The following is a 17,670-nucleotide window of genomic DNA, read 5'->3' on the forward strand; positions in this document are numbered from 1 at the left end:
AATTTGGCGGCAAACCGTATTACGGACATAAAAATCATCAAAACAGACATGTTAACCAGCCACTTCCCCCACGGCCCTGTCATCGCCCACCCCCAGGACTACCTTGATGGCGCACACCAGCCGCTGCACCAGCACCGCGAAGCGCAACTCTTGTATGCGGCGCGCGGGATCATGCGCGTGGTCACCCGCCAAGGCGCCTGGGTAATCCCGCCCACCCGCGCGGTATGGATCGCACCGCGGGTCGAGCATGAGATTTTCATGGCCGGGGACGTGTGGGTGCGCTCGCTGTTTATCGACGCCCAACTGTCGCCACCCAACCTGCAGCAGTGCTGCGTGCTGGCGGTGACGCCGCTGCTGCGTGAGTTGATCCTGCGGGCGGCGCAAAGCCCGCAGCACGCTAAGAACCCATTGATCCAGCAACTGATGCTGGAGGAAATCGCCACCCTGCAGCACCTGCCCCTGCACATGCCGATGCCCGAGGACCGGCGCCTGCAAGCCATCTGCCTGGCCTTGCTGCAAACCCCGGATCACCCCAACACCCTGGAAGACTGGGCGCAGCAGGTCGGCGCCAGTTCACGAACCCTGGCGCGCCTGTTCCAGCAGCAAGTGGGGATGAATTTCAATGCCTGGCGCCAGCAACTGCGCCTGATGGAAGCCCTGCCCCGGCTGCTGGCCGGGGACAGCGTGCAGCGCGTGGCACAAGCGCTGGGCTACAGCAGCGGCCGTGCGTTCAGCGCGATGTTCTGCCGCTTGCTGGGGGAAAACCCGCGCCAGTACCTCAGTGCCCTGGAGCGCCTGAGCGCAATCAGTGCATCTCGGTGAAGGCCAGTTTCACGCCGATGGCAATCAGCACCGCGCCCATGGTGCGGTCAAACCAGTGGCCCATGCGGGCAAACCCGGCGCGCACCCGCTGCTGGCTGAACAGCATCGCCACCAGGCAGAACCACAACGCCGTCGCCGCCGCCAGGTAAACCCCGTAGCCGGCCTGCACCGCCAGCGGCGTGTGGGGGTTGATGACCACGGTGAACAGCGAGAGGAAAAACAGCGTCGCCTTGGGGTTCAGGCCATTGGTGACGAACCCGGAGGTGAACGCCCCACGCGCGGTGCGCAAGCCCGCTTCCTTGTGCAAGTTCTCCACCCCCGCTGGCGCCGGCTTGGCCCGCAGCGCCTTGAAGCCGATGTACAGCAGGTACGCAGCCGCCAACCATTTCAGGGCGTTGAACAGCACGATCGACTGGGACACGATCAGGCCGATCCCCAGCAGCGAATAGCCCACGTGCAGGAAAATCGCCATGCCCACGCCCAATGCGGTCCAGGTGCCGGCGCGGCGACCGTGGGTCACGCTCTCACGCACCACCACGGCGAAATCCGGGCCGGGGCTGGCCACCGCCAGCAGGTGGATGAGGGCAACGGTCAAGAACTCGGTCCAGTACATGAAGGCTCCTTGGGAACGGACAGTAACGAATTGTTTCATCTGTTAGGCTCGCCACAGTACGCCTTCAGCCACATGCACAAAAGGTACAGTTGATGACTAACAATCGCCGCGCCGTGTTCCTGGACCACACCTCCCTGGACCGGGGCGACCTCGACCTGAGCCCACTGCGCGCGCACTTCAGCGACCTACAGTTGTGCGCGCAGACGCCGCCCGAGCAGGTCATCGAACACCTGCAGGGCGCCAGCGTCGCCATCAGCAACAAGATCCTGATCGACGCTGCCACGATGGCTGCGTGCCCCGACTTGAAGCTGATCCTGGTCGCCGCCACCGGCACCAACAACGTGGACCTGCACGCGGCCCGCGCCCACGGCATCACCGTGAGCAACTGCCAGGGCTACGGCACGCCTTCGGTGGCCCAGCACACCTTGATGCTGCTCCTGGCCCTGGCCACACGCCTGAACGATTACCAACGAGCGGTGGGCGCGGGCCTCTGGCAACAGGCCAGCCAGTTCTGCCTGCTGGACTTTCCCATCGTCGAACTGCACGGCAAAACCCTCGGCCTGCTCGGCCACGGCGAACTGGGCGGCGCCGTGGCAAAACTGGCCGAAGCCTTCGGCATGCGCGTGGTGCTCGGCCAACTGCCGGGCCGCCCGGCCCGCGCCGACCGCTTGCCGCTGGATGAGTTGCTGGCGCAAGTCGATGCCCTGACCCTGCACTGCCCTCTCAACGAGCACACCCGCCATTTCATCGGTGCCCGCGAACTGGCCCTGCTCAAGCCCGGCGCCTTTGTCGTCAACACCGCCCGCGGCGGCCTGATCGACGAGCAGGCCCTGGCCGATGCCCTGCGCAGCGGCCACTTGGGCGGCGCGGCCTGCGATGTGCTGAGTGTCGAACCGCCGACCGCCGGCAACCCGCTGCTGGCTGCCGACATCCCGCGCCTGATAATCACCCCGCACAACGCCTGGGGCAGCCGCGAGGCACGGCAACGGATCGTCGGCCAATTGAGCGAAAACGCCCAGGCGTACTTCAGCGGTACAGCGCTGCGGGTCGTCAGTTGATAAACTGCGCGGCTTTTCAAGGAGCAGATTATGGATCCGCGCAGTGAAGTACTGCTTCGTCAGGCCGAACTCTTCCAAGGCTCGCTGTTACTGGCCGGCCTGCCCGCCGATGACCTGCTGGGCAAATTGCCCCAGGCCCACGGCTGGTGCTGGCACGCTGGCGATCAAGCCGCCCTCGAGGCCCGCTTCGCCGGGCGCAGCCATTTCGGCGTCGAGGCGCCGCAGCAAAGCTTCGAAGCCGCGGTGGTGTTTTTGCCCAAGTCCAAGGACCTCGCCGATTACATCCTCAATGCCGTGGCCTCGCGCCTGGCGGGCCGCGAGCTGTTCCTGGTGGGGGAAAAACGCAGCGGCATCGAAGGCGCGGCCAAGCAACTGAACCCCTTGGGCAAGCCGCGCAAGCTCGACAGCGCCCGCCATTGCCAACTCTGGCAGGTCACCGTGGCCAACGCGCCGCAAGCCAAACCCCTGGAAAGCCTGGCCCAGACATACGAACTGCCCCTGGCCGAAGGCCCGCTCAAAGTCATCAGCCTGCCCGGCGTGTTCAGCCATGGCCGGCTCGACCGCGGCAGCGCCCTGCTGCTGGAACACCTGGACAAACTGCCCAGCGGTCACCTGCTGGACTTCGGTTGCGGGGCCGGCGTGCTCGGTGCGGCGGTCAAGCGGCGCTACCCGCACAACACCGTCACCCTGCTGGACGTCGATGCCTTCGCCGCCGCCAGCAGCCGCATGACCCTGGCCGCTAACGGTTTGGAAGCCGAGGTGCTGACGGGCGATGGCATCGACGCCGCGCCCATGGGTTTGAGTGCGATCCTGAGCAACCCGCCCTTCCATGTCGGGGTGCATACCGATTACCAGGCCACGGAGAACCTGCTGCGAAAAGCGGCCAAACATCTGAAAAACGGTGGCGAACTTCGCTTGGTCGCCAACAGTTTCCTGCGCTACCAACCGTTGATCGAAGAGCATTTGGGCACCTGCTCGATCAAGGCCGAAGGCCAGGGTTTTCGCATCTACCGGGCCAAACGCGGCTGATGGCGTTCTGAAAAAGAAGGCTTGCCCAAAGGGTTTTGCCTAGGCAGAATCCGCTCCGTCCTAGGGGAGTAGTCTCCCACGAGCGCCACGCTCGTCCGGCATACGTCAACATACTTGGTCAGCAGACCATGGCGTATGCGACCCAAGCGTCCGCACAGACGGACCGCAGGGTTTGACAAGACCTATGACACGCACACCTTACCCGGGGCGGGAAGGCTGTACGTGTCATAGCCGTGTCGACCCGCCCCTTGGGAAATACCTGATGATGTTGGACTCCTTGCTCGTTCCTACCGCAATCGTTGCCTTGGCCGAAATCGGCGACAAGACGCAACTGCTTGCCCTGATTCTCGCCGCACGCTTTCGCAAACCCTGGCCGATCATCGCCGGCATCATCGCCGCGACCCTGGCCAACCACGCCGCCGCCGGTGCCGTGGGCGCCTGGGTGGGCAGTTTCTTCTCCGACTCGACCCTGCACTGGATCCTCGCCGCCAGCTTCGCGGCCACCGCTGCCTGGACCCTGGTGCCAGACAAAATGGACGACGACGAAGCCAGCACCGCGCGCAAATTCGGCCCGTTCCTGACCACGTTGATCGCGTTCTTCCTCGCCGAAATCGGCGACAAGACGCAAATCGCCACGGTGATGCTGGCCGCGCAATACCCGGACTTGTGGCTGGTGATTATCGGTACCACGGTGGGCATGTTGATCGCCAACGTGCCGGTAGTATTGGCGGGCAATTTCGCCGCCGAGAAGCTGCCGCTGACCCTGATCCGCCGCCTCGCCGCCTCGGCTTTCCTGATCCTGGCGATTGTCGCGGTGTACAAGGCCATGCAAAGCAGCGGCTGGGTGTAGCGAGAACGCTCCCCTGTGGGAGCGAACCTGCTCGCGATGGCGGCGCTTCAGACACAGCAGAGGCTGGCTGAAAAAACCGTCACCGCGGGCAAGGTGCAATCAGGACTTTTTAGCCTGCTGATACAACGGCATCACTTTGGGAATCGCCGCTTGCAGCGAGGCGATCCGGCTGGTGGAGGCCGGGTGGGTGCTCATGAATTCCGGCGGCGAACCTTCGGAAGCCTTGCTCATCTTGTTCCACAGGGTGATCGCCGCGTTCGGGTTATAGCCGGCGCGGGCCGCCAGTTCCAGGCCGATCAGGTCCGCTTCGTTTTCATTGCTGCGGCTGTTGGGCAGCGTCATGCCGTAGTTGGCCACGGTGTCGGCCAGCGCCAGGCTGTCCTGGCCCAGGCCGAACAAGGCGCCGGCGCCCTGCTTGGCCATCTCGATGCCATAAGCCTTGGACATGGCTTCGCGGCCATGTTCGCGCAGGGCGTGGGCGATTTCATGGCCCATCACGGCGGCGATCTCGTCGTCGGTCAGTTTCAGGCTGTCGATCAACCCGGTGTAAAAGATGATCTTGCCGCCAGGGCCGCAGTTGGCGTTGAGTTCGTCGCTCTTAATCAGGTTGACCTCCCACTGCCACTGAGACGAATCCGGGCGGAAAACCGGCGCCTGGGCGATCAAGCGGTCGGCAATCGCACGGATACGCTTGGCATCGGCGCTGGTCTTGTCCAGCACACCTTTGCTGCTCGCCTCGCCCACCGTCTGCTGGTAGGACTGGGCGTACATCTGGTTGACCTCGGCGGTGGACAGCATGCTGAACATATATTGCTTGCGCTCCACCCCCACCGCGCCGCCGCTGGTGGTGTTGACCGACTGGCAACCGCTGAGCAGCAAACTGGCGCTCAGTGCACACAAAACCAATGACTTATTCATCAACCTGCTCCAGGAAAACATGGCGCGTATCCTAGGCGCTGCCGCGTGGCGGCGCCAGATACAGCGGACGTGTAGCGCGCAGGATTGCAAACACCTGCGCATCACCATAAGAAAAGACCGCAAAAAACCGGGTTTTGTCAGCCAGGTGTCAAACATTCCGGCGCATTGAGCTTGGGATCGTTCACCAGGTTGGCCAGTACCCGCTCGCGCAGGGCCATCGGTTCGCTGGCCAGCAGTGCCTGCAACTGGTGCAACGGGGTTTCGGGGTCAAGCCAGGCTTGCTGCCCGGCCTCATCGAGAATCAACGGCCGGCGCTGGCTGGCAGCGGATTGGGTAACCACTGCGGTACTGAGCCACACCTGTTCCTGCACCGGGTACGCCTCCCAGATCGCCGCGAAAAACAGCGCCGAACCTTCCCCCGGCGTCAGCCAGTAAGGGCGTTTGCGCGCTGTGCCGCGCCATTCATAGAAGCCATTGGCCGGCAGCAGGCAGCGGCGCTGGCCAAAGGCCTGGCGAAACATCGGTTGCTCGGCCAGGGTTTCGGCCCGAGCGTGGGCCGGGGTGCGCGACATATCGGTCAACCACGGCGGCGTCAGCCCCCAGCGGGCCCGGGCCAGGTTGCGCTGGCCCTCGGTGCTGCGCAGGATCAGCACCGAATCGTTGGGCGAAATATTCCACTGCGCCTGCTGATCCGCGGGAAATCCTGGCAGGGCCGCGAAGGCGGGGTTCCAGCGAAACAAGGCATAACGTCCACACATGGGGCTACAAGACTCCGGGATAAAACGGGCGCCAACCTAACAAAGCAGGACGGCCGGAAAGCTTTCCGGGCCATCCCCCGCAAGCGGCTGGGCGGCATTGTACGCAGCGATGAGCTCGCGTGCGTACTGCGCCTGATCGTTGTCCACCAGCAAGCCCAACACGCCGAAGATCGGCAACTCCCCCGCAGCGCCCAGCAAATCGCCACCACTGAGGTGGGCCTCGATGCCTTCACTGGCGAGCATGTTTTGCAGCAACTGGCCTTCCAGCAGGTTTTCCGGTTCGTAGACTCGTTGCATCGCAGCCACCCTTCACTCGTTTTCACTGTGAACGTCGAGCATCCATTCCTGACCATCGGTTTGTAGCCTGAACTCAATGGGGCGGCAGCACACTGGGCAATCCTCGATGTACTGTTGGTCGCCCGCAGACAGGTCCAGCACCGCTTCGGCGGTTTCGCCACAGTAAGGGCATTGATATCGGTCAGTTTCCAGCATCGCGGTCTCCAGGGTGACTTGTGCGTATAATCGCCGGTCTATTTGCAGGGCTATTGCGGTGCGAGCCTATTTTCAGACCCTCCCCTGCCGTATTTCGATCCAAACACCTACTTACCCTAGCCGTTTCCAACAAGAGAGCATGATGGGCGAATTCGATGCCATCCGACCTTACGACGACCATGAAGTCCCAGCGGTGCTGGCACGGCTACTCGGCGACCAGGCGTTTCTAGATATCCTCACCCACTTTCGCTTCCCGCGCTTTGCCGGGGCCTTGGGCTGGTTGCTCAAGCCTCTGATCGCCTATCGCCTGCGCCGTGAGTTCGCCGGCATCACGTCGGTGGCGACCCTGCAGGACAAAGTCGAGTTCTACGTCGATCACACCATCGAGCGCGCCACCGACGGCGTGACCTACACCGGCGTCGAGCAGTTCAAGTCCGGCAGCGCCTATCTGTTTTTGGCCAACCACCGCGACATCGTGATGGACCCGACCTTCGTCAATTACGCGATCTACCACGCCGGCCTGCCGACACCGCGCATCGCCATCGGCGACAACCTGCTGCAAAAGCCCTTCGTCAGCGACCTGATGCGCCTGAACAAGAGCTTTATCGTGCACCGCTCCATCAGTGGGCGCCGCGAGAAAATGGCCGCATACCAGTTGCTGTCGGCCTATATCAACCACTCGATCCGCAACGACTGCGCCTCGATCTGGATCGCCCAGGCCGAAGGCCGCGCCAAGGACGGCGATGACCGCACCGAGTCGGCGATCCTCAAGATGTTCCACATGAGCCGCAAGGACGAGCCGTTCGGCGAAGTCATCCGCTCGCTGAACCTGACCCCGGTGTCGATCAGCTACGAATACGACCCCTGCGACCAGGCCAAGGCCCGTGAGCTGTACATCCGCGCCACCACCGGCACCTATAGCAAGGTGCCCGGTGAAGACGACGTGAGCATCGCCAAGGGCATTACCGGCTACAAGGGCCGGGTCCACGTGAACTTCGCCGCGCCGATCACGCAGTTGTTCGACGACACCAAACAACTGGCGCAGGAAATGGACCGGCAGATTCTCGGCGGCTATCGGTTGTTCCCGGTGCATTACCTGGCGTACGCGCAGTGGAGCGACGCCGACCCGCAGTTGCAGGTGCCGCCCGCCAGTGAGCTGTTCCCGGCCGATGAACTGGCCAAGGCCCAGGCGCAATGGCAATCGCGCCTGGACGCCTGCCCGGCCGAGCACCGCCCCTACCTGGTGCTGCAATACGCCACGCCGGTGCGCAACCAGTACCGCGTCAAGGCTGGGCTGGCGCTGTAGCACCTGCCTGGCCCCTCGCAGTGAGAGCGAGCAGGCTCGCTCTCACTGCGGTTGTTCAAACCCAGGTACTGACCCACGACACCAGCAACGCCAACGCCAGGCAGGCGAAGCCGAAACGATAGAAAAACCGGTTCATGCGCAGGGTCGCGACGTCCAGCAGCAACAGCGGCTGATCGACCGAACGGTTGCGGCTTTGCGCCTGCAGGTTGGCCATGGCGCGCTGTTCGCGGCGGCGGGTCGCATGCAGCAGCCAGCCGCCGGGGCAGGCGAACAGCAGGGCGAGGACGTTGATGAGTTTGGCGGGGTGGGCGTTGAACAAAGACCAGATCACTTGCAGCGACATCATGAACCTCAAGGAATACACGCGAGGCGAGCCGTCGAACCGGCATCGCGGCGCGGATTCTACCCAAAGCCCGTCGCCCCAGGTGGGCTTTGCGACAAATAACAAGCGCACCGGCGGCTAAATCGCCGCGTCACCGTTTCGTCATCTAAACAGGCCAGTCTGTCGCCCCTCGATACCGACACGGAGCTTGTCATGCTGCACGCCGAAAACCAGGATCGCCTGTATTTGATCTCCCCCAGCGACGAACAGTCCGCCCTGGTGGGCGCCCTGGCGTTCAATGTGCAGGACCGCCATTGGCTGGTGTATTGCGCCCTGGGCGGCCATCAGCACGCCGACCTACCGGAAACCGACCTGCTCACCGGCGTGAGCATGCTGGACTTCTACAGCGAAGCGGCCTGAACACGCACAAAAAAGCCCCTGCCACACACGGTGCCAGGGGCTTTTGGTTGCCCGCTTACTGGGCCAGGATCTGACCGACCGTCGGGTCCTTGAACAGACGGGTCAGCGCGTCGCTGAGCACGTCGCTCACCAGTTTGGTGTTGGTTTCCTGGTTCGGCGCCATGCCGAAGCGCTGGTCCAGGGATGCGCCGTAGCGGCCGCTGTAGCGACGGTTGCCGCTGGACACGTCGGACTTGAAGGTTGCGCCGATGGTCGCCTCGGTCACGTACATGCCTTCTTTGGGCGACTGGTACTTGAGCTCGGTGAGGGTCACGGTCAATTGCGGGGCGCTCATCGCGTTGGCGCTGGGGGTGAAGCCCAGCAGGCGCACGGCGGCTTCGGCCTGGGCTTGCAGTTTGGGCACGATGTCGGCGCTGGCCACGGTAATGGCGCTGGTCTCGGGGTACAGGCCACCGCGGGTGCCCAGGGTGGGCGACGGGCGGCCATCCACCACGCGTACCACAACAGGCTGGCCCTGGCCCACGGCAGCGAGCTGGGTCGTCAGCTTCGGTTGCGGGCTCAATTGTTGCGGGCTGTGGGCGCAGCCAACCAAGGTCAAACTGGTCACAGTCATCAAACCGAACAACAGGCGTTGCAACATGCGCTTCTCTCCAGAATCAGGCACTAACAGGCCGGCAGTATAGCGGTGGGCCAGTGTCGGTAACTAGCGTTGCGCACTCCCCACGCCAATCTCAGACAGCCCATCGCTGCCCAGGGTTCCTGTCACGGCGCTGTCACCTGGGCTTCATGATGGCGTCATCGCGGCGCCGGATACTGAGGCCTACACACTCAAACCGGTACATCGCCATGGGTTTTCTATCGTCCTGGTTCAACGCGCGCCGCCCCCAACGTTGCTTCGCCCGCCTTGACCGTCGCGGCCACTGCCAGGCCTTCAAGCAATGCAGCCTGCCGCCCGCTGGCGACAATTGGGTGGAAATCCGCGAAATCCGCCTTAACTGGTTGCAAGGCCCCCTCCCCGCCAGCGCCCGTGTCAGCGCGCGTACTTGTGATTCATGGCGCACTCAGGCGTTGGCCTCCTGACCAAACGGCTAATTAAAGTCATTTAACACAACCATCTCGCCACATTTCTTCGCTACAATCTCCCCCCGATTATAAGGACGTCTCCTGATCGGGCCTCGCAGCATCGTCAATACCCACGTATTGGCACCTCCGCACCGCCCACAGAGAGCCGCCCACACAGATCGAGTGAAGTGGCGAGCTTGCTGTTGAACCTGCAAACCACCACCTCTCGCGAATCTGCCAGAGCTGCCCTTGCGCCCGTTTTCAGGCACAGGCAGCCCTTTTTTGAGGTTCACGTCTTCAAAAGAGCGTGAAAAAAACGGGTTTTCACAACTTCACAAGAGTGTGGCGAGCAAATGAATAGTTTTGCGTCTGAAAATGCACTGTTAGCGTCGACAACAGCCCAACTACACACGACCGAGTGCTCCTCGAGAACGGGAGCCTGACGCCTGTCCGCTACGGATTTGGTTGCACAAACGGACGTCTTGACCATAAGTCGAATTGCCTCCCGCTCGCCGAAATGAGTTCATAGGAACCTTAGGCCCGGTTGGTAGCGTCCGTCGAAGTTGCGAAAAATTGCGAAGATTCGGACATGGCGATCCTGGCCATGGGTGACCTGGGGCATAACTCAACACGCCCCGTAACTCCTGGCAGCTATGCCGTCAATTTGGTGCTGCAGATTTTGGAGACGCGTTAAATGGCGCATAACGAAGCAGTTGATGTGGTATTGGTCGGGGCGGGCATCATGAGCGCCACCCTCGCCGTACTGCTCAAAGAGCTCGACCCCGCGATCAAGCTGGAAGTCGTCGAGCTGATGGATTCCGGTGCCGCGGAGAGTTCCAACCCGTGGAACAACGCCGGCACCGGCCACGCCGGGCTGTGTGAGCTCAACTACACGCCACAGGCCGCCGATGGCAGCATCGACATCAAAAAAGCCGTGCACATCAACACCCAGTTCGAGGTGTCGAAGCAGTTCTGGGCGTACTTGACCAAAAAAGGCACCTTCGGCTCCTCGAAGTCCTTTATCAGCCCGGTGCCGCACTTAAGCTTCGTGCAAGGCGACAAGGGCGTTTCGTTCCTCAAGAAACGCTTCGACGTGTTGAGCCAGCACCACGCTTTCGCCGACATGGAATACACCGAAGACAAGGCCACCATGGCGCAGTGGATGCCGCTGATGATGCCCGGCCGCCCAGCGGACGAAACCATCGCCGCGACCCGCGTGCTCAATGGCACCGACGTCAACTTCGGCGCGCTGACCAACCAATTGCTCAAGCACCTGACCAGCGCACCCGATGCCCAGGTCAAGTACTGCAAGCGTGTCACCGGCCTCAAGCGCAACGGCACGGGCTGGACCGTCAGCATCAAGGACGTGAACAGCGGCAACAGCCGTAACGTCGATGCCAAGTTCGTGTTCCTCGGCGCGGGCGGCGCGGCGCTGCCGCTGCTGCAAGCCTCGGGCATCGAAGAAAGCAAAGGTTTTGGCGGCTTCCCGGTCAGCGGCCAGTGGCTGCGTTGCGACAACCCAGAAGTGGTCAAGCAGCACCAGGCCAAGGTCTACAGCCAAGCCGCCGTGGGCTCGCCGCCAATGTCCGTGCCGCACCTGGACACCCGCGTGGTCGATGGCAAGAAATCCCTGTTGTTCGGGCCATACGCCGGGTTCACCACCAAGTTCCTCAAGCACGGCTCGTTCCTCGACCTGCCGCTGTCGGTGCGCGCCGGCAACATCGGCCCGATGCTGGCGGTGGCCCGCGACAACATGGACCTGACCAAGTACCTGGTCAGCGAAGTGATGCAGTCGATGGAGCAACGCCTGGAATCGCTGCGCCGCTTCTACCCTCAGGCCAAGGCCGAAGACTGGCGCCTGGAAGTCGCCGGGCAACGGGTGCAGATCATCAAGAAAGACCCGAAAAAAGGTGGCGTGCTGCAATTTGGCACCGAACTGGTGGCGGCCAAGGACGGCTCCCTCGCCGCCCTGCTCGGTGCCTCGCCAGGCGCGTCGGTGACCGTTTCGATCATGTTGGAACTGATCGAAAAATGCTTCCCGAGCCAAACTCACGGTGAGTGGGCTGCGAAATTGGCAGAAATCTTCCCGGCCCGTGAAAAGGTCCTGGAAACCGACGCCGAGCTGTATCGCACGATCAACACACAAAACAACCTGAGCCTGGAACTGGTCCCAGCCAGCAGCGAAACCCAAAGCTACGCTTAAACTCCGCTGCCACAAAAAAGCCCCTGAATGAGCGTTCAGGGGCTTTTTTGTGGGTGATCGCTTTAACCGCGCGCTTTCTCAATGAGGGCGATGTAGTCCTCGGCATTGCGCTGGTCTTTTATCAGGGCGATGAAGTCGTGGCCCTGCTCATCCTTGCCGCTCAGGTCGTAGCCGGCCTCGACGAAGAACACCAGAAAGCGCTCGAAGTCGTCGATGCGCAGGCCGCGGTAGGCCTTGATGAGTTTGTGCAGCGACGGCGAAGTGCCATCGGCTGGCTCAAAATCGAGGAACAGCTTGATCTGCGCATCACCAATCTCGTCACCAATCAACTGTTTTTTATCTTTACGCATTGCCGACTCCAGCTCGCAGACATTTCACGGGGCGGGCAGTTTACCCCCCGCGCCCCCCGGGCCTCAACGAACAACGCTCAGCGCTTGCGCACCGCCCCGGTATGCAGGTCGGCCCAGACGTGGCCGTTGGCGTAGCTGAGGAACTGGCAATAGACCGTCTCGTTGCGCAGCAGGTCCATCACCACGCGGTACTGCGCCACAGGGTAAGAGAGGGTGAGGGTCTTGGTCTTGGCATCGAACTGCGGCTTTTTCAGGCTTTTGCTCTCACCATCGAAATTGACCAGCACCTGGCTGATGACCGCACCTTTGTTCAGCGGCTTGCCCTTGAGGCGGATCATCAGCGGCGAGGTGATGGGGATTGGCTGCTGGCTCGACTGGCGCTGGCTGCCGACGACCACCGCGTACTCGGTCACCTGCAACAGTTGCTGCTGTTCGGGGGCGGCGGCGCGCAGTGTCAGGTCATCGGGCGGCAGGAACTGCCCATGCAGGGGCGTGGCCGGCGCGGCGGCCAGGGGCAGGCTCAAGGTCAGCAACAGGGCGGCGCAGCAGCGGGTCAAGCAGCTCATGGCAGGCTCCAAGGTCGGGGCCGGCCACTCTAGCATGTGGATCTTTGAGCACCGCCATCCTATGAGCCCGCGTATACAGGGTTGCCTGCCCCCACAGAAGGCAGGGCTTACATGCCTTTGACGGCGAAGATCCCGTTGGCGTTGCGCCAGTAGCCTTTGTAGTCCATGCCATAGCCGAAAATGTAGCGATCGATACACGGCAGGCCGACGAAATCGGCTTTCAGGTCCGGGCGGGCCTTGCGGTCGTGCTCTTTGTCGATCAGCACGGCGGTGTGCACGGCGCGGGCGCCGGCGTGTTTGCAGAAGTCGATGATCGCGCCCAGGGTGTGACCCTCGTCGAGGATGTCGTCGATGATGAGCACGTCGCGGTCGATGAACGAGACTTCCGGCTTGGATTTCCAGAACAGCTCGCCGCCGCTGGTTTCATTGCGGTAGCGGGTCGCGTGCAGGTAGGAGGCTTCGAGGGGGAAGTCCAGGTGGGTCAGCAGCTTGCCGGAAAAGATCAAACCACCGTTCATCACGCAGAACACCACCGGGTTGCGATCGGCCAGTTGTTCATTGATTTGTGCACCGACGCGAGCGATGGCCGCCTCGACTTGCGCTTGCGTGTACAGGCAGTCTGCCTCGCGCTTGATTTGACGGATATGGTCGAGATCAGCGGACATGGCGCTCTCCAGAAGGTGGCGGATTCGGAAAAGCGGGGGAAGGTACGCCTGCAACGAGGCCAGATCAAGCCTTTATGGACTAACGTACAGGATGTCTATAGGACATCACCCTCGGATAGATTATTCTAGGCCGGTTTTTTTGCCCGCCGCCGGAGCCTTTCCCCATGCCCATCCGTGAGATCCGCCACCCGCTGATCCGACACAAACTTGGCCTTATGCGCCGCGCAGACATTAGCACGAAGAACTTTCGCGAGCTTGCTCAGGAAGTCGGTGCGCTGCTGACCTATGAGGCGACCAAAGACCTGCCGCTCGAAAGCTACGACATCGACGGCTGGTGCGGCACCGTATCCGTGGAAAAAATCGCCGGTAAGAAAATTACCGTCGTGCCGATCCTGCGTGCCGGCATCGGCATGCTCGAAGGCGTGCTCAGCCTGATCCCGGGCGCCAAGGTCAGCGCCGTGGGCGTGGCCCGCAACGAGGAAACCCTGCAGGCGCACACCTACCTGGAAAAACTGGTACCGGAAATCGACGAACGCCTGGCGATGATTATCGACCCGATGCTCGCCACCGGCAGTTCCATGGTCGCCACCATCGACCTGCTGAAAAAGGCCGGTTGCCGCGACATCCGCGCCATGGTCCTGGTGGCCGCGCCCGAAGGCATCGCCGCCGTGGAACTGGCGCACCCGGACGTGACCATCTACACCGCCTCCATCGATGAACGCCTGAATGAGCACGGCTACATCATTCCCGGCCTGGGCGATGCCGGCGACAAAATCTTCGGCACCAAGCAGAAGGACGCGTGAGCATGCAGGACGAGTTCAACGACCCGCTGTGGCGCACGGTGCTGTCCGGCGCCCAGATGCTTTTCGTAGCGTTCGGCGCGCTGGTGTTGATGCCGCTGATTACCGGCCTCGACCCCAACGTCGCGCTGTTCACGGCGGGCCTGGGGACTCTGCTGTTCCAAATGGTCACCGGGCGCCAGGTGCCGGTGTTCCTGGCCTCAAGCTTTGCCTTCATCACCCCGATCATTCTCGCCAAGGGCCAGTTCGGCCTCGCGGCGACCATGGGCGGCGTGATGGCGGCGGGTTTTGTCTACACCTTCCTGGGCCTGGCAGTGAAGATCAAGGGCACCGGTTTCATCGACCGCTTGCTGCCGCCGGTGGTGATCGGCCCGGTGATTATTTCCATCGGCCTGGCCATGGCGCCGATCGCCGCCAACATGGCGATGGGCAAAGCTGGTGACGGCACGGAGCTGATCCACTACCAGACCGCCATGATGATCTCCATGCCGGCGCTGCTCACCACCTTGATCGTGGCCGTGTTCGGCAAGGGCATTTTCCGCCTCGTGCCGATCATTTCCGGGGTGTTGGTGGGGTTTGCCATGGCGTTTTTCTTCGGCGTGGTCGATACCGCGAAAATCGCCGCCGCGCCTTGGTTTGCGCTGCCGCAATTCACCGCACCGGAGTTCAACTGGCAGGCCATCCTGTTCATCGTCCCCGTGGCGCTGGCCCCGGCCATCGAACACATCGGTGGTGTGATCGCCGTCGGTAGCGTGACCGGCCGCGACTATCTGAAAAAGCCTGGCCTGCACCGCACCCTGTTCGGCGATGGCATCGCCACCACGGCGGCCGGCCTACTGGGCGGCCCGCCCAACACCACCTACGCCGAAGTCACGGGCGCGGTGATGCTGACCAAGAACTACAACCCGAAAATCATGACCTGGGCGGCGATCTTCGCCATCAGCCTGGCGTTCGTCGGCAAGTTCGGCGCGCTGTTGCAGAGCATTCCCGTGCCGGTGATGGGCGGAATTTTGTGCCTGTTGTTCGGTTCGATTGCGGCGGTGGGCATGAACACCATGATCCGCCACCAGATCGACCTGGGCGAGCCGCGCAACCTGGTGATCGTCTCCGTGACCCTGGTGTTCGGCATTGGCGGTGTGCTGGTCGGCACCGGCACCGGCCCGGACGACTTCGGCCTCAAAGGCATCGCCCTGTGCGCCATTGTCGCGATTGCGCTGAACCTGCTGCTGCCGGGCAATGACGGCTGGAAGAAAAAAGCACCGGATGAGCCGTTGCTGTAACCGGCCTCAGGAAGGTCATCGCGGGCAAGCCCGCTCCCACAGAGGAATGTGAACACCTGTGGGAGCGGGCTTGCCCGCGATGCGTTTAACCAGGCTTACAACGCGATGGGTGCCCTTTCACACAGGGCATTCAACGCCACGGCCCATTGCAGGTCGTCATTCAGGCAGGGCACCAGCACCAGCTCTTCGCCACCGGCCTGGCGGAACTGTTCGCGACCGCGATCACCAATCTCCTCCAGGGTTTCGATGCAATCGGCGACGAACGCCGGGCACATCACCAGGATTTTCTTCACCCCCTGCTTGGCCAATGCATCCAGGGTCGCCTCGGTGTAGGGTTCGATCCACTTGGCGCGGCCCAGGCGCGACTGAAACGACACCGACCACTTGCCGTCCGCCAGGCCCATGCGCTCGGCAAACGCTGCCGCGGTGCGCAGGCACTGGCTGCGATAGCAGGTAGCAACCACTTGCGGTGGCGCATTGCGACAGCAGTCGCTTTGCCCTTCGCAGCAGTGGCCCGGGTTGAGTTTTTTCAGGTGCCGCTCGGGCAAACCATGGAAACTCAGCAGCAAGTGGTCGTAACCCTGGGCCAAGTGCGGCTTGGCGCTGGCCACCAGGGCCTCGAGGTATTCAGGCTGGTCGTAGAACGGTTGCAGAATCGAGAACTGCACATCCAGGTTCTTCTCGCGCACCACCCGCTTGGCCTCCTCGATCACCGTGGTCACGGTGCTGTCGGCAAACTGCGGGTAGAGCGGCGCCAGGGTGATCTTCTTGTGGCCCTGGGCCGCCAGGCGCGTCAGCGTGGTTTCCAGGGACGGCTCGCCGTAGCGCATCGCCAGTTCCACCGGGCCGTGGCTCCACTGCGCGCGCATCGCTTGCTGCAAACGGCGGCTGAGCACCACCAGCGGCGAGCCCTCCTCCCACCAGATCGAGGCGTAGGCATGGGCGGACTGCTCGGGGCGCTTAATCAGGATCAGCGACACCAGCAAACGCCGCACCGGCCAGGGCAGGTCGATAACGTAAGGGTCCATCAGAAATTGGTTGAGATAACTGCGCACATCCGCCACCGAAGTAGAGGCGGGCGAGCCCAAGTTGACCAGGAGCAACGCGTGATCGGTCATGCAACGTCCTATATCAAAGGCGGCTGGTCACATCGTCCAGGGCCGCACGTACATCATTGAATTCAAAGGTAAAACCCGCCGCCAGCAAACGCGCTGGCGTGGCCCGCTGGCCACCGAGCAACAGTAAAGACAACTCCCCCAGGCCAACCCGCAAGGCGAAGGCCGGCATCGGCACCACTGCGGGGCGGTGCAGCGAGGCGCCCAGGGCCTTGGCAAATTCGCGATTGCGCACCGGTTTCGGCGCGCAGGCATTATAAGGACCGCTGGCGTCTTGCTGGTGCAGCAGAAAATCGATCAAGGCCACTTGGTCGTTGATGTGGATCCAGGGCATCCATTGTCGGCCATTGCCGATGGGCCCGCCCAGCGCCAATTTGAACGGCACCAGCAGGCGCGACAAAAAGCCGCCCTCCTGCGACAGCACCAAGCCGGTGCGCACCAGCACCACGCGTACACCTAAGGCTTCGGCGCGCTGCGCGGTTTCTTCCCAGGCAATGCACAACTGGCTGGCGAAATCCTCACTGACCGGCGGTGAATCTTCGGTCAACTCACGCTCGCCGCCATCGCCGTACCAGCCCACGGCCGAGCCGCTAATCAACACCTGCGGCCGTTGTGCGCGGCTTTGCAGCCAGGCCAGCAGGGTTTCGGTGACGCCGATGCGGCTGCTCCAGAGCAAGGCCTTGCGTTTGTGGGTCCAAGGCCGGTCGGCGATGGGCGCGCCCGCCAGGTTGACCAGCGCATCCACCGGCTCTGCACCCAACGCCTCAAGCTGCCCGATGCCCCGCACACCCGCGCCACACAGCCCCGCGACCGCGTCCGGCCGACGGCTCCACACGGTCAAGCGGTGCCCCTGTGCCAGCCAGTGATGGCAGAGCTGGCGCCCTATCAAACCCGTACCGCCGGTCAGCAATATGTGCATGAGGTCTTCCTCGCGTAACGTTCAATCCGGATCACTGGTCTATTTTTAAAAGCAGGGATCTTTTTGATATCAGGCAGTCCTAGGGTTAACCATAGGACAATCTGTCGGATCAAGAACGCTAA

The 17,670-nt window shown here is 62.6% G+C and carries 22 protein-coding genes and 1 riboswitch; of the genes, 10 read left to right on the forward strand and 12 right to left on the reverse strand.

From position 1 onward, the window contains the following. The first annotated feature begins 48 nt into the window (after positions 1-48). The gene (locus AC19YT_RS08745) at positions 49-822 is read left to right on the forward strand and encodes an AraC family transcriptional regulator (RefSeq protein ID WP_500610110.1); all 774 of its coding nucleotides are present in this window, start codon (positions 49-51) and stop codon (positions 820-822) included. Here AC19YT_RS08745 and AC19YT_RS08750 read toward each other — a convergent pair. Continuing rightward, positions 806-1,435, reverse strand: a complete 630-nt coding sequence (locus AC19YT_RS08750; RefSeq protein WP_095106019.1) for a LysE family translocator — start codon at positions 1,433-1,435, stop codon at positions 806-808. The two genes, AC19YT_RS08745 and AC19YT_RS08750, sit on opposite strands and share 17 nt — an antisense overlap. 92 nt (positions 1,436-1,527) lie before the next feature. Here AC19YT_RS08750 and AC19YT_RS08755 point away from each other — a divergent pair, with 92 nt between their 5' ends. From AC19YT_RS08755 to AC19YT_RS08765, 3 genes are all read left to right on the forward strand, one after another. Continuing rightward, the gene (locus tag AC19YT_RS08755; protein ID WP_500610111.1) at positions 1,528-2,493 is read left to right on the forward strand and encodes a 2-hydroxyacid dehydrogenase; all 966 of its coding nucleotides are present in this window, start codon (positions 1,528-1,530) and stop codon (positions 2,491-2,493) included. A gap of 30 nt (positions 2,494-2,523) precedes the next feature. Next, on the forward strand, positions 2,524-3,522 hold the full coding sequence (locus AC19YT_RS08760; protein WP_500599668.1) for a methyltransferase: 999 nt from the start codon (positions 2,524-2,526) through the stop codon (positions 3,520-3,522). Positions 3,523-3,572: 50 nt separating this feature from the next. Then, positions 3,573-3,696, forward strand: a riboswitch (yybP-ykoY riboswitch). 91 nt (positions 3,697-3,787) lie between these two features. Beyond that, entirely contained in the window at positions 3,788-4,372 is a 585-nt protein-coding gene (locus AC19YT_RS08765; RefSeq protein ID WP_095107001.1) for a TMEM165/GDT1 family protein, read from the forward strand. A 99-nt stretch (positions 4,373-4,471) separates the two neighbouring features. Here AC19YT_RS08765 and AC19YT_RS08770 read toward each other — a convergent pair whose 3' ends face one another. From AC19YT_RS08770 to AC19YT_RS08785, 4 genes are all read right to left on the reverse strand, one after another. After that, positions 4,472-5,290, reverse strand: coding sequence for a M48 family metallopeptidase (locus tag AC19YT_RS08770; RefSeq protein ID WP_095106015.1), 819 nt, complete (start codon positions 5,288-5,290; stop codon positions 4,472-4,474). A 137-nt stretch (positions 5,291-5,427) separates the two neighbouring features. Next, positions 5,428-6,048: an SOS response-associated peptidase gene (locus AC19YT_RS08775; protein ID WP_095106014.1), complete on the reverse strand. Its 621-nt coding sequence runs from the start codon at positions 6,046-6,048 to the stop codon at positions 5,428-5,430. Between the two features lie 36 nt (positions 6,049-6,084). Continuing rightward, positions 6,085-6,345, reverse strand: a complete 261-nt coding sequence (locus AC19YT_RS08780; protein ID WP_095106013.1) for a putative signal transducing protein — start codon at positions 6,343-6,345, stop codon at positions 6,085-6,087. A 12-nt stretch (positions 6,346-6,357) separates the two neighbouring features. Continuing rightward, positions 6,358-6,540 carry a CPXCG motif-containing cysteine-rich protein gene (locus AC19YT_RS08785; RefSeq protein WP_095106012.1) on the reverse strand — a complete coding sequence of 61 codons (183 nt, stop codon included), beginning with the start codon at positions 6,538-6,540 and terminating at the stop codon, positions 6,358-6,360. Positions 6,541-6,679: 139 nt separating this feature from the next. Here AC19YT_RS08785 and AC19YT_RS08790 point away from each other — a divergent pair, with 139 nt between their 5' ends. After that, on the forward strand, positions 6,680-7,846 hold the full coding sequence (locus tag AC19YT_RS08790) for a 1-acyl-sn-glycerol-3-phosphate acyltransferase (protein WP_500610112.1): 1,167 nt from the start codon (positions 6,680-6,682) through the stop codon (positions 7,844-7,846). A gap of 55 nt (positions 7,847-7,901) precedes the next feature. Here the strand turns inward: AC19YT_RS08790 and AC19YT_RS08795 are convergent, their stop codons facing one another. Beyond that, entirely contained in the window at positions 7,902-8,189 is a 288-nt protein-coding gene (locus AC19YT_RS08795; RefSeq protein WP_176465031.1) for a hypothetical protein, read from the reverse strand. Between the two features lie 192 nt (positions 8,190-8,381). Here AC19YT_RS08795 and AC19YT_RS08800 point away from each other — a divergent pair, with 192 nt between their 5' ends. Then, positions 8,382-8,588, forward strand: a complete 207-nt coding sequence (locus tag AC19YT_RS08800; RefSeq protein ID WP_095106008.1) for a hypothetical protein — start codon at positions 8,382-8,384, stop codon at positions 8,586-8,588. Positions 8,589-8,643: 55 nt separating this feature from the next. Here AC19YT_RS08800 and AC19YT_RS08805 read toward each other — a convergent pair whose 3' ends face one another. Continuing rightward, on the reverse strand, positions 8,644-9,228 hold the full coding sequence (locus AC19YT_RS08805) for a YajG family lipoprotein (RefSeq protein WP_095106003.1): 585 nt from the start codon (positions 9,226-9,228) through the stop codon (positions 8,644-8,646). A gap of 206 nt (positions 9,229-9,434) precedes the next feature. Between AC19YT_RS08805 and AC19YT_RS08810 the strand changes: the two genes are divergently transcribed. Both AC19YT_RS08810 and mqo read left to right on the forward strand, forming a co-directional pair. Further along, positions 9,435-9,668: a hypothetical protein gene (locus AC19YT_RS08810; RefSeq protein ID WP_095105999.1), complete on the forward strand. Its 234-nt coding sequence runs from the start codon at positions 9,435-9,437 to the stop codon at positions 9,666-9,668. Positions 9,669-10,344: 676 nt separating this feature from the next. Beyond that, a complete protein-coding gene (mqo, locus tag AC19YT_RS08815; RefSeq protein ID WP_500610113.1) occupies positions 10,345-11,853 on the forward strand; it encodes a malate dehydrogenase (quinone) in 1,509 nt (502 codons plus the stop codon). A gap of 62 nt (positions 11,854-11,915) precedes the next feature. Here mqo and AC19YT_RS08820 read toward each other — a convergent pair whose 3' ends face one another. From AC19YT_RS08820 to AC19YT_RS08830, 3 genes are all read right to left on the reverse strand, one after another. Then, the gene (locus tag AC19YT_RS08820; RefSeq protein ID WP_095105992.1) at positions 11,916-12,203 is read right to left on the reverse strand and encodes a PA4642 family protein; all 288 of its coding nucleotides are present in this window, start codon (positions 12,201-12,203) and stop codon (positions 11,916-11,918) included. Between the two features lie 77 nt (positions 12,204-12,280). Continuing rightward, entirely contained in the window at positions 12,281-12,769 is a 489-nt protein-coding gene (locus AC19YT_RS08825) for a hypothetical protein (protein ID WP_095105991.1), read from the reverse strand. A 107-nt stretch (positions 12,770-12,876) separates the two neighbouring features. Then, positions 12,877-13,434: a hypoxanthine-guanine phosphoribosyltransferase gene (locus AC19YT_RS08830; RefSeq protein WP_095105989.1), complete on the reverse strand. Its 558-nt coding sequence runs from the start codon at positions 13,432-13,434 to the stop codon at positions 12,877-12,879. A gap of 164 nt (positions 13,435-13,598) precedes the next feature. Here AC19YT_RS08830 and upp point away from each other — a divergent pair, with 164 nt between their 5' ends. Together upp and AC19YT_RS08840 are read left to right on the forward strand one after the other, a co-directional pair. Further along, positions 13,599-14,237 (forward strand): uracil phosphoribosyltransferase, encoded by a 639-nt coding sequence (gene upp, locus AC19YT_RS08835; RefSeq protein WP_095105987.1) that lies wholly within the window; start codon positions 13,599-13,601, stop codon positions 14,235-14,237. A 2-nt stretch (positions 14,238-14,239) separates the two neighbouring features. Further along, on the forward strand, positions 14,240-15,514 hold the full coding sequence (locus AC19YT_RS08840) for a uracil-xanthine permease family protein (protein ID WP_095105986.1): 1,275 nt from the start codon (positions 14,240-14,242) through the stop codon (positions 15,512-15,514). Between the two features lie 95 nt (positions 15,515-15,609). On the opposite strand, the gene hemH is transcribed toward AC19YT_RS08840, so the two are convergent. Together hemH and AC19YT_RS08850 are read right to left on the reverse strand one after the other, a co-directional pair. Then, positions 15,610-16,632: a ferrochelatase gene (gene hemH, locus AC19YT_RS08845; protein ID WP_095105985.1), complete on the reverse strand. Its 1,023-nt coding sequence runs from the start codon at positions 16,630-16,632 to the stop codon at positions 15,610-15,612. A 13-nt stretch (positions 16,633-16,645) separates the two neighbouring features. After that, on the reverse strand, positions 16,646-17,548 hold the full coding sequence (locus tag AC19YT_RS08850; protein WP_500600160.1) for a TIGR01777 family oxidoreductase: 903 nt from the start codon (positions 17,546-17,548) through the stop codon (positions 16,646-16,648). Between the last annotated feature and the right edge of the window lie 122 nt (positions 17,549-17,670).

It is taken from the genome of Pseudomonas sp. MF08875 (genome assembly GCF_059862525.1).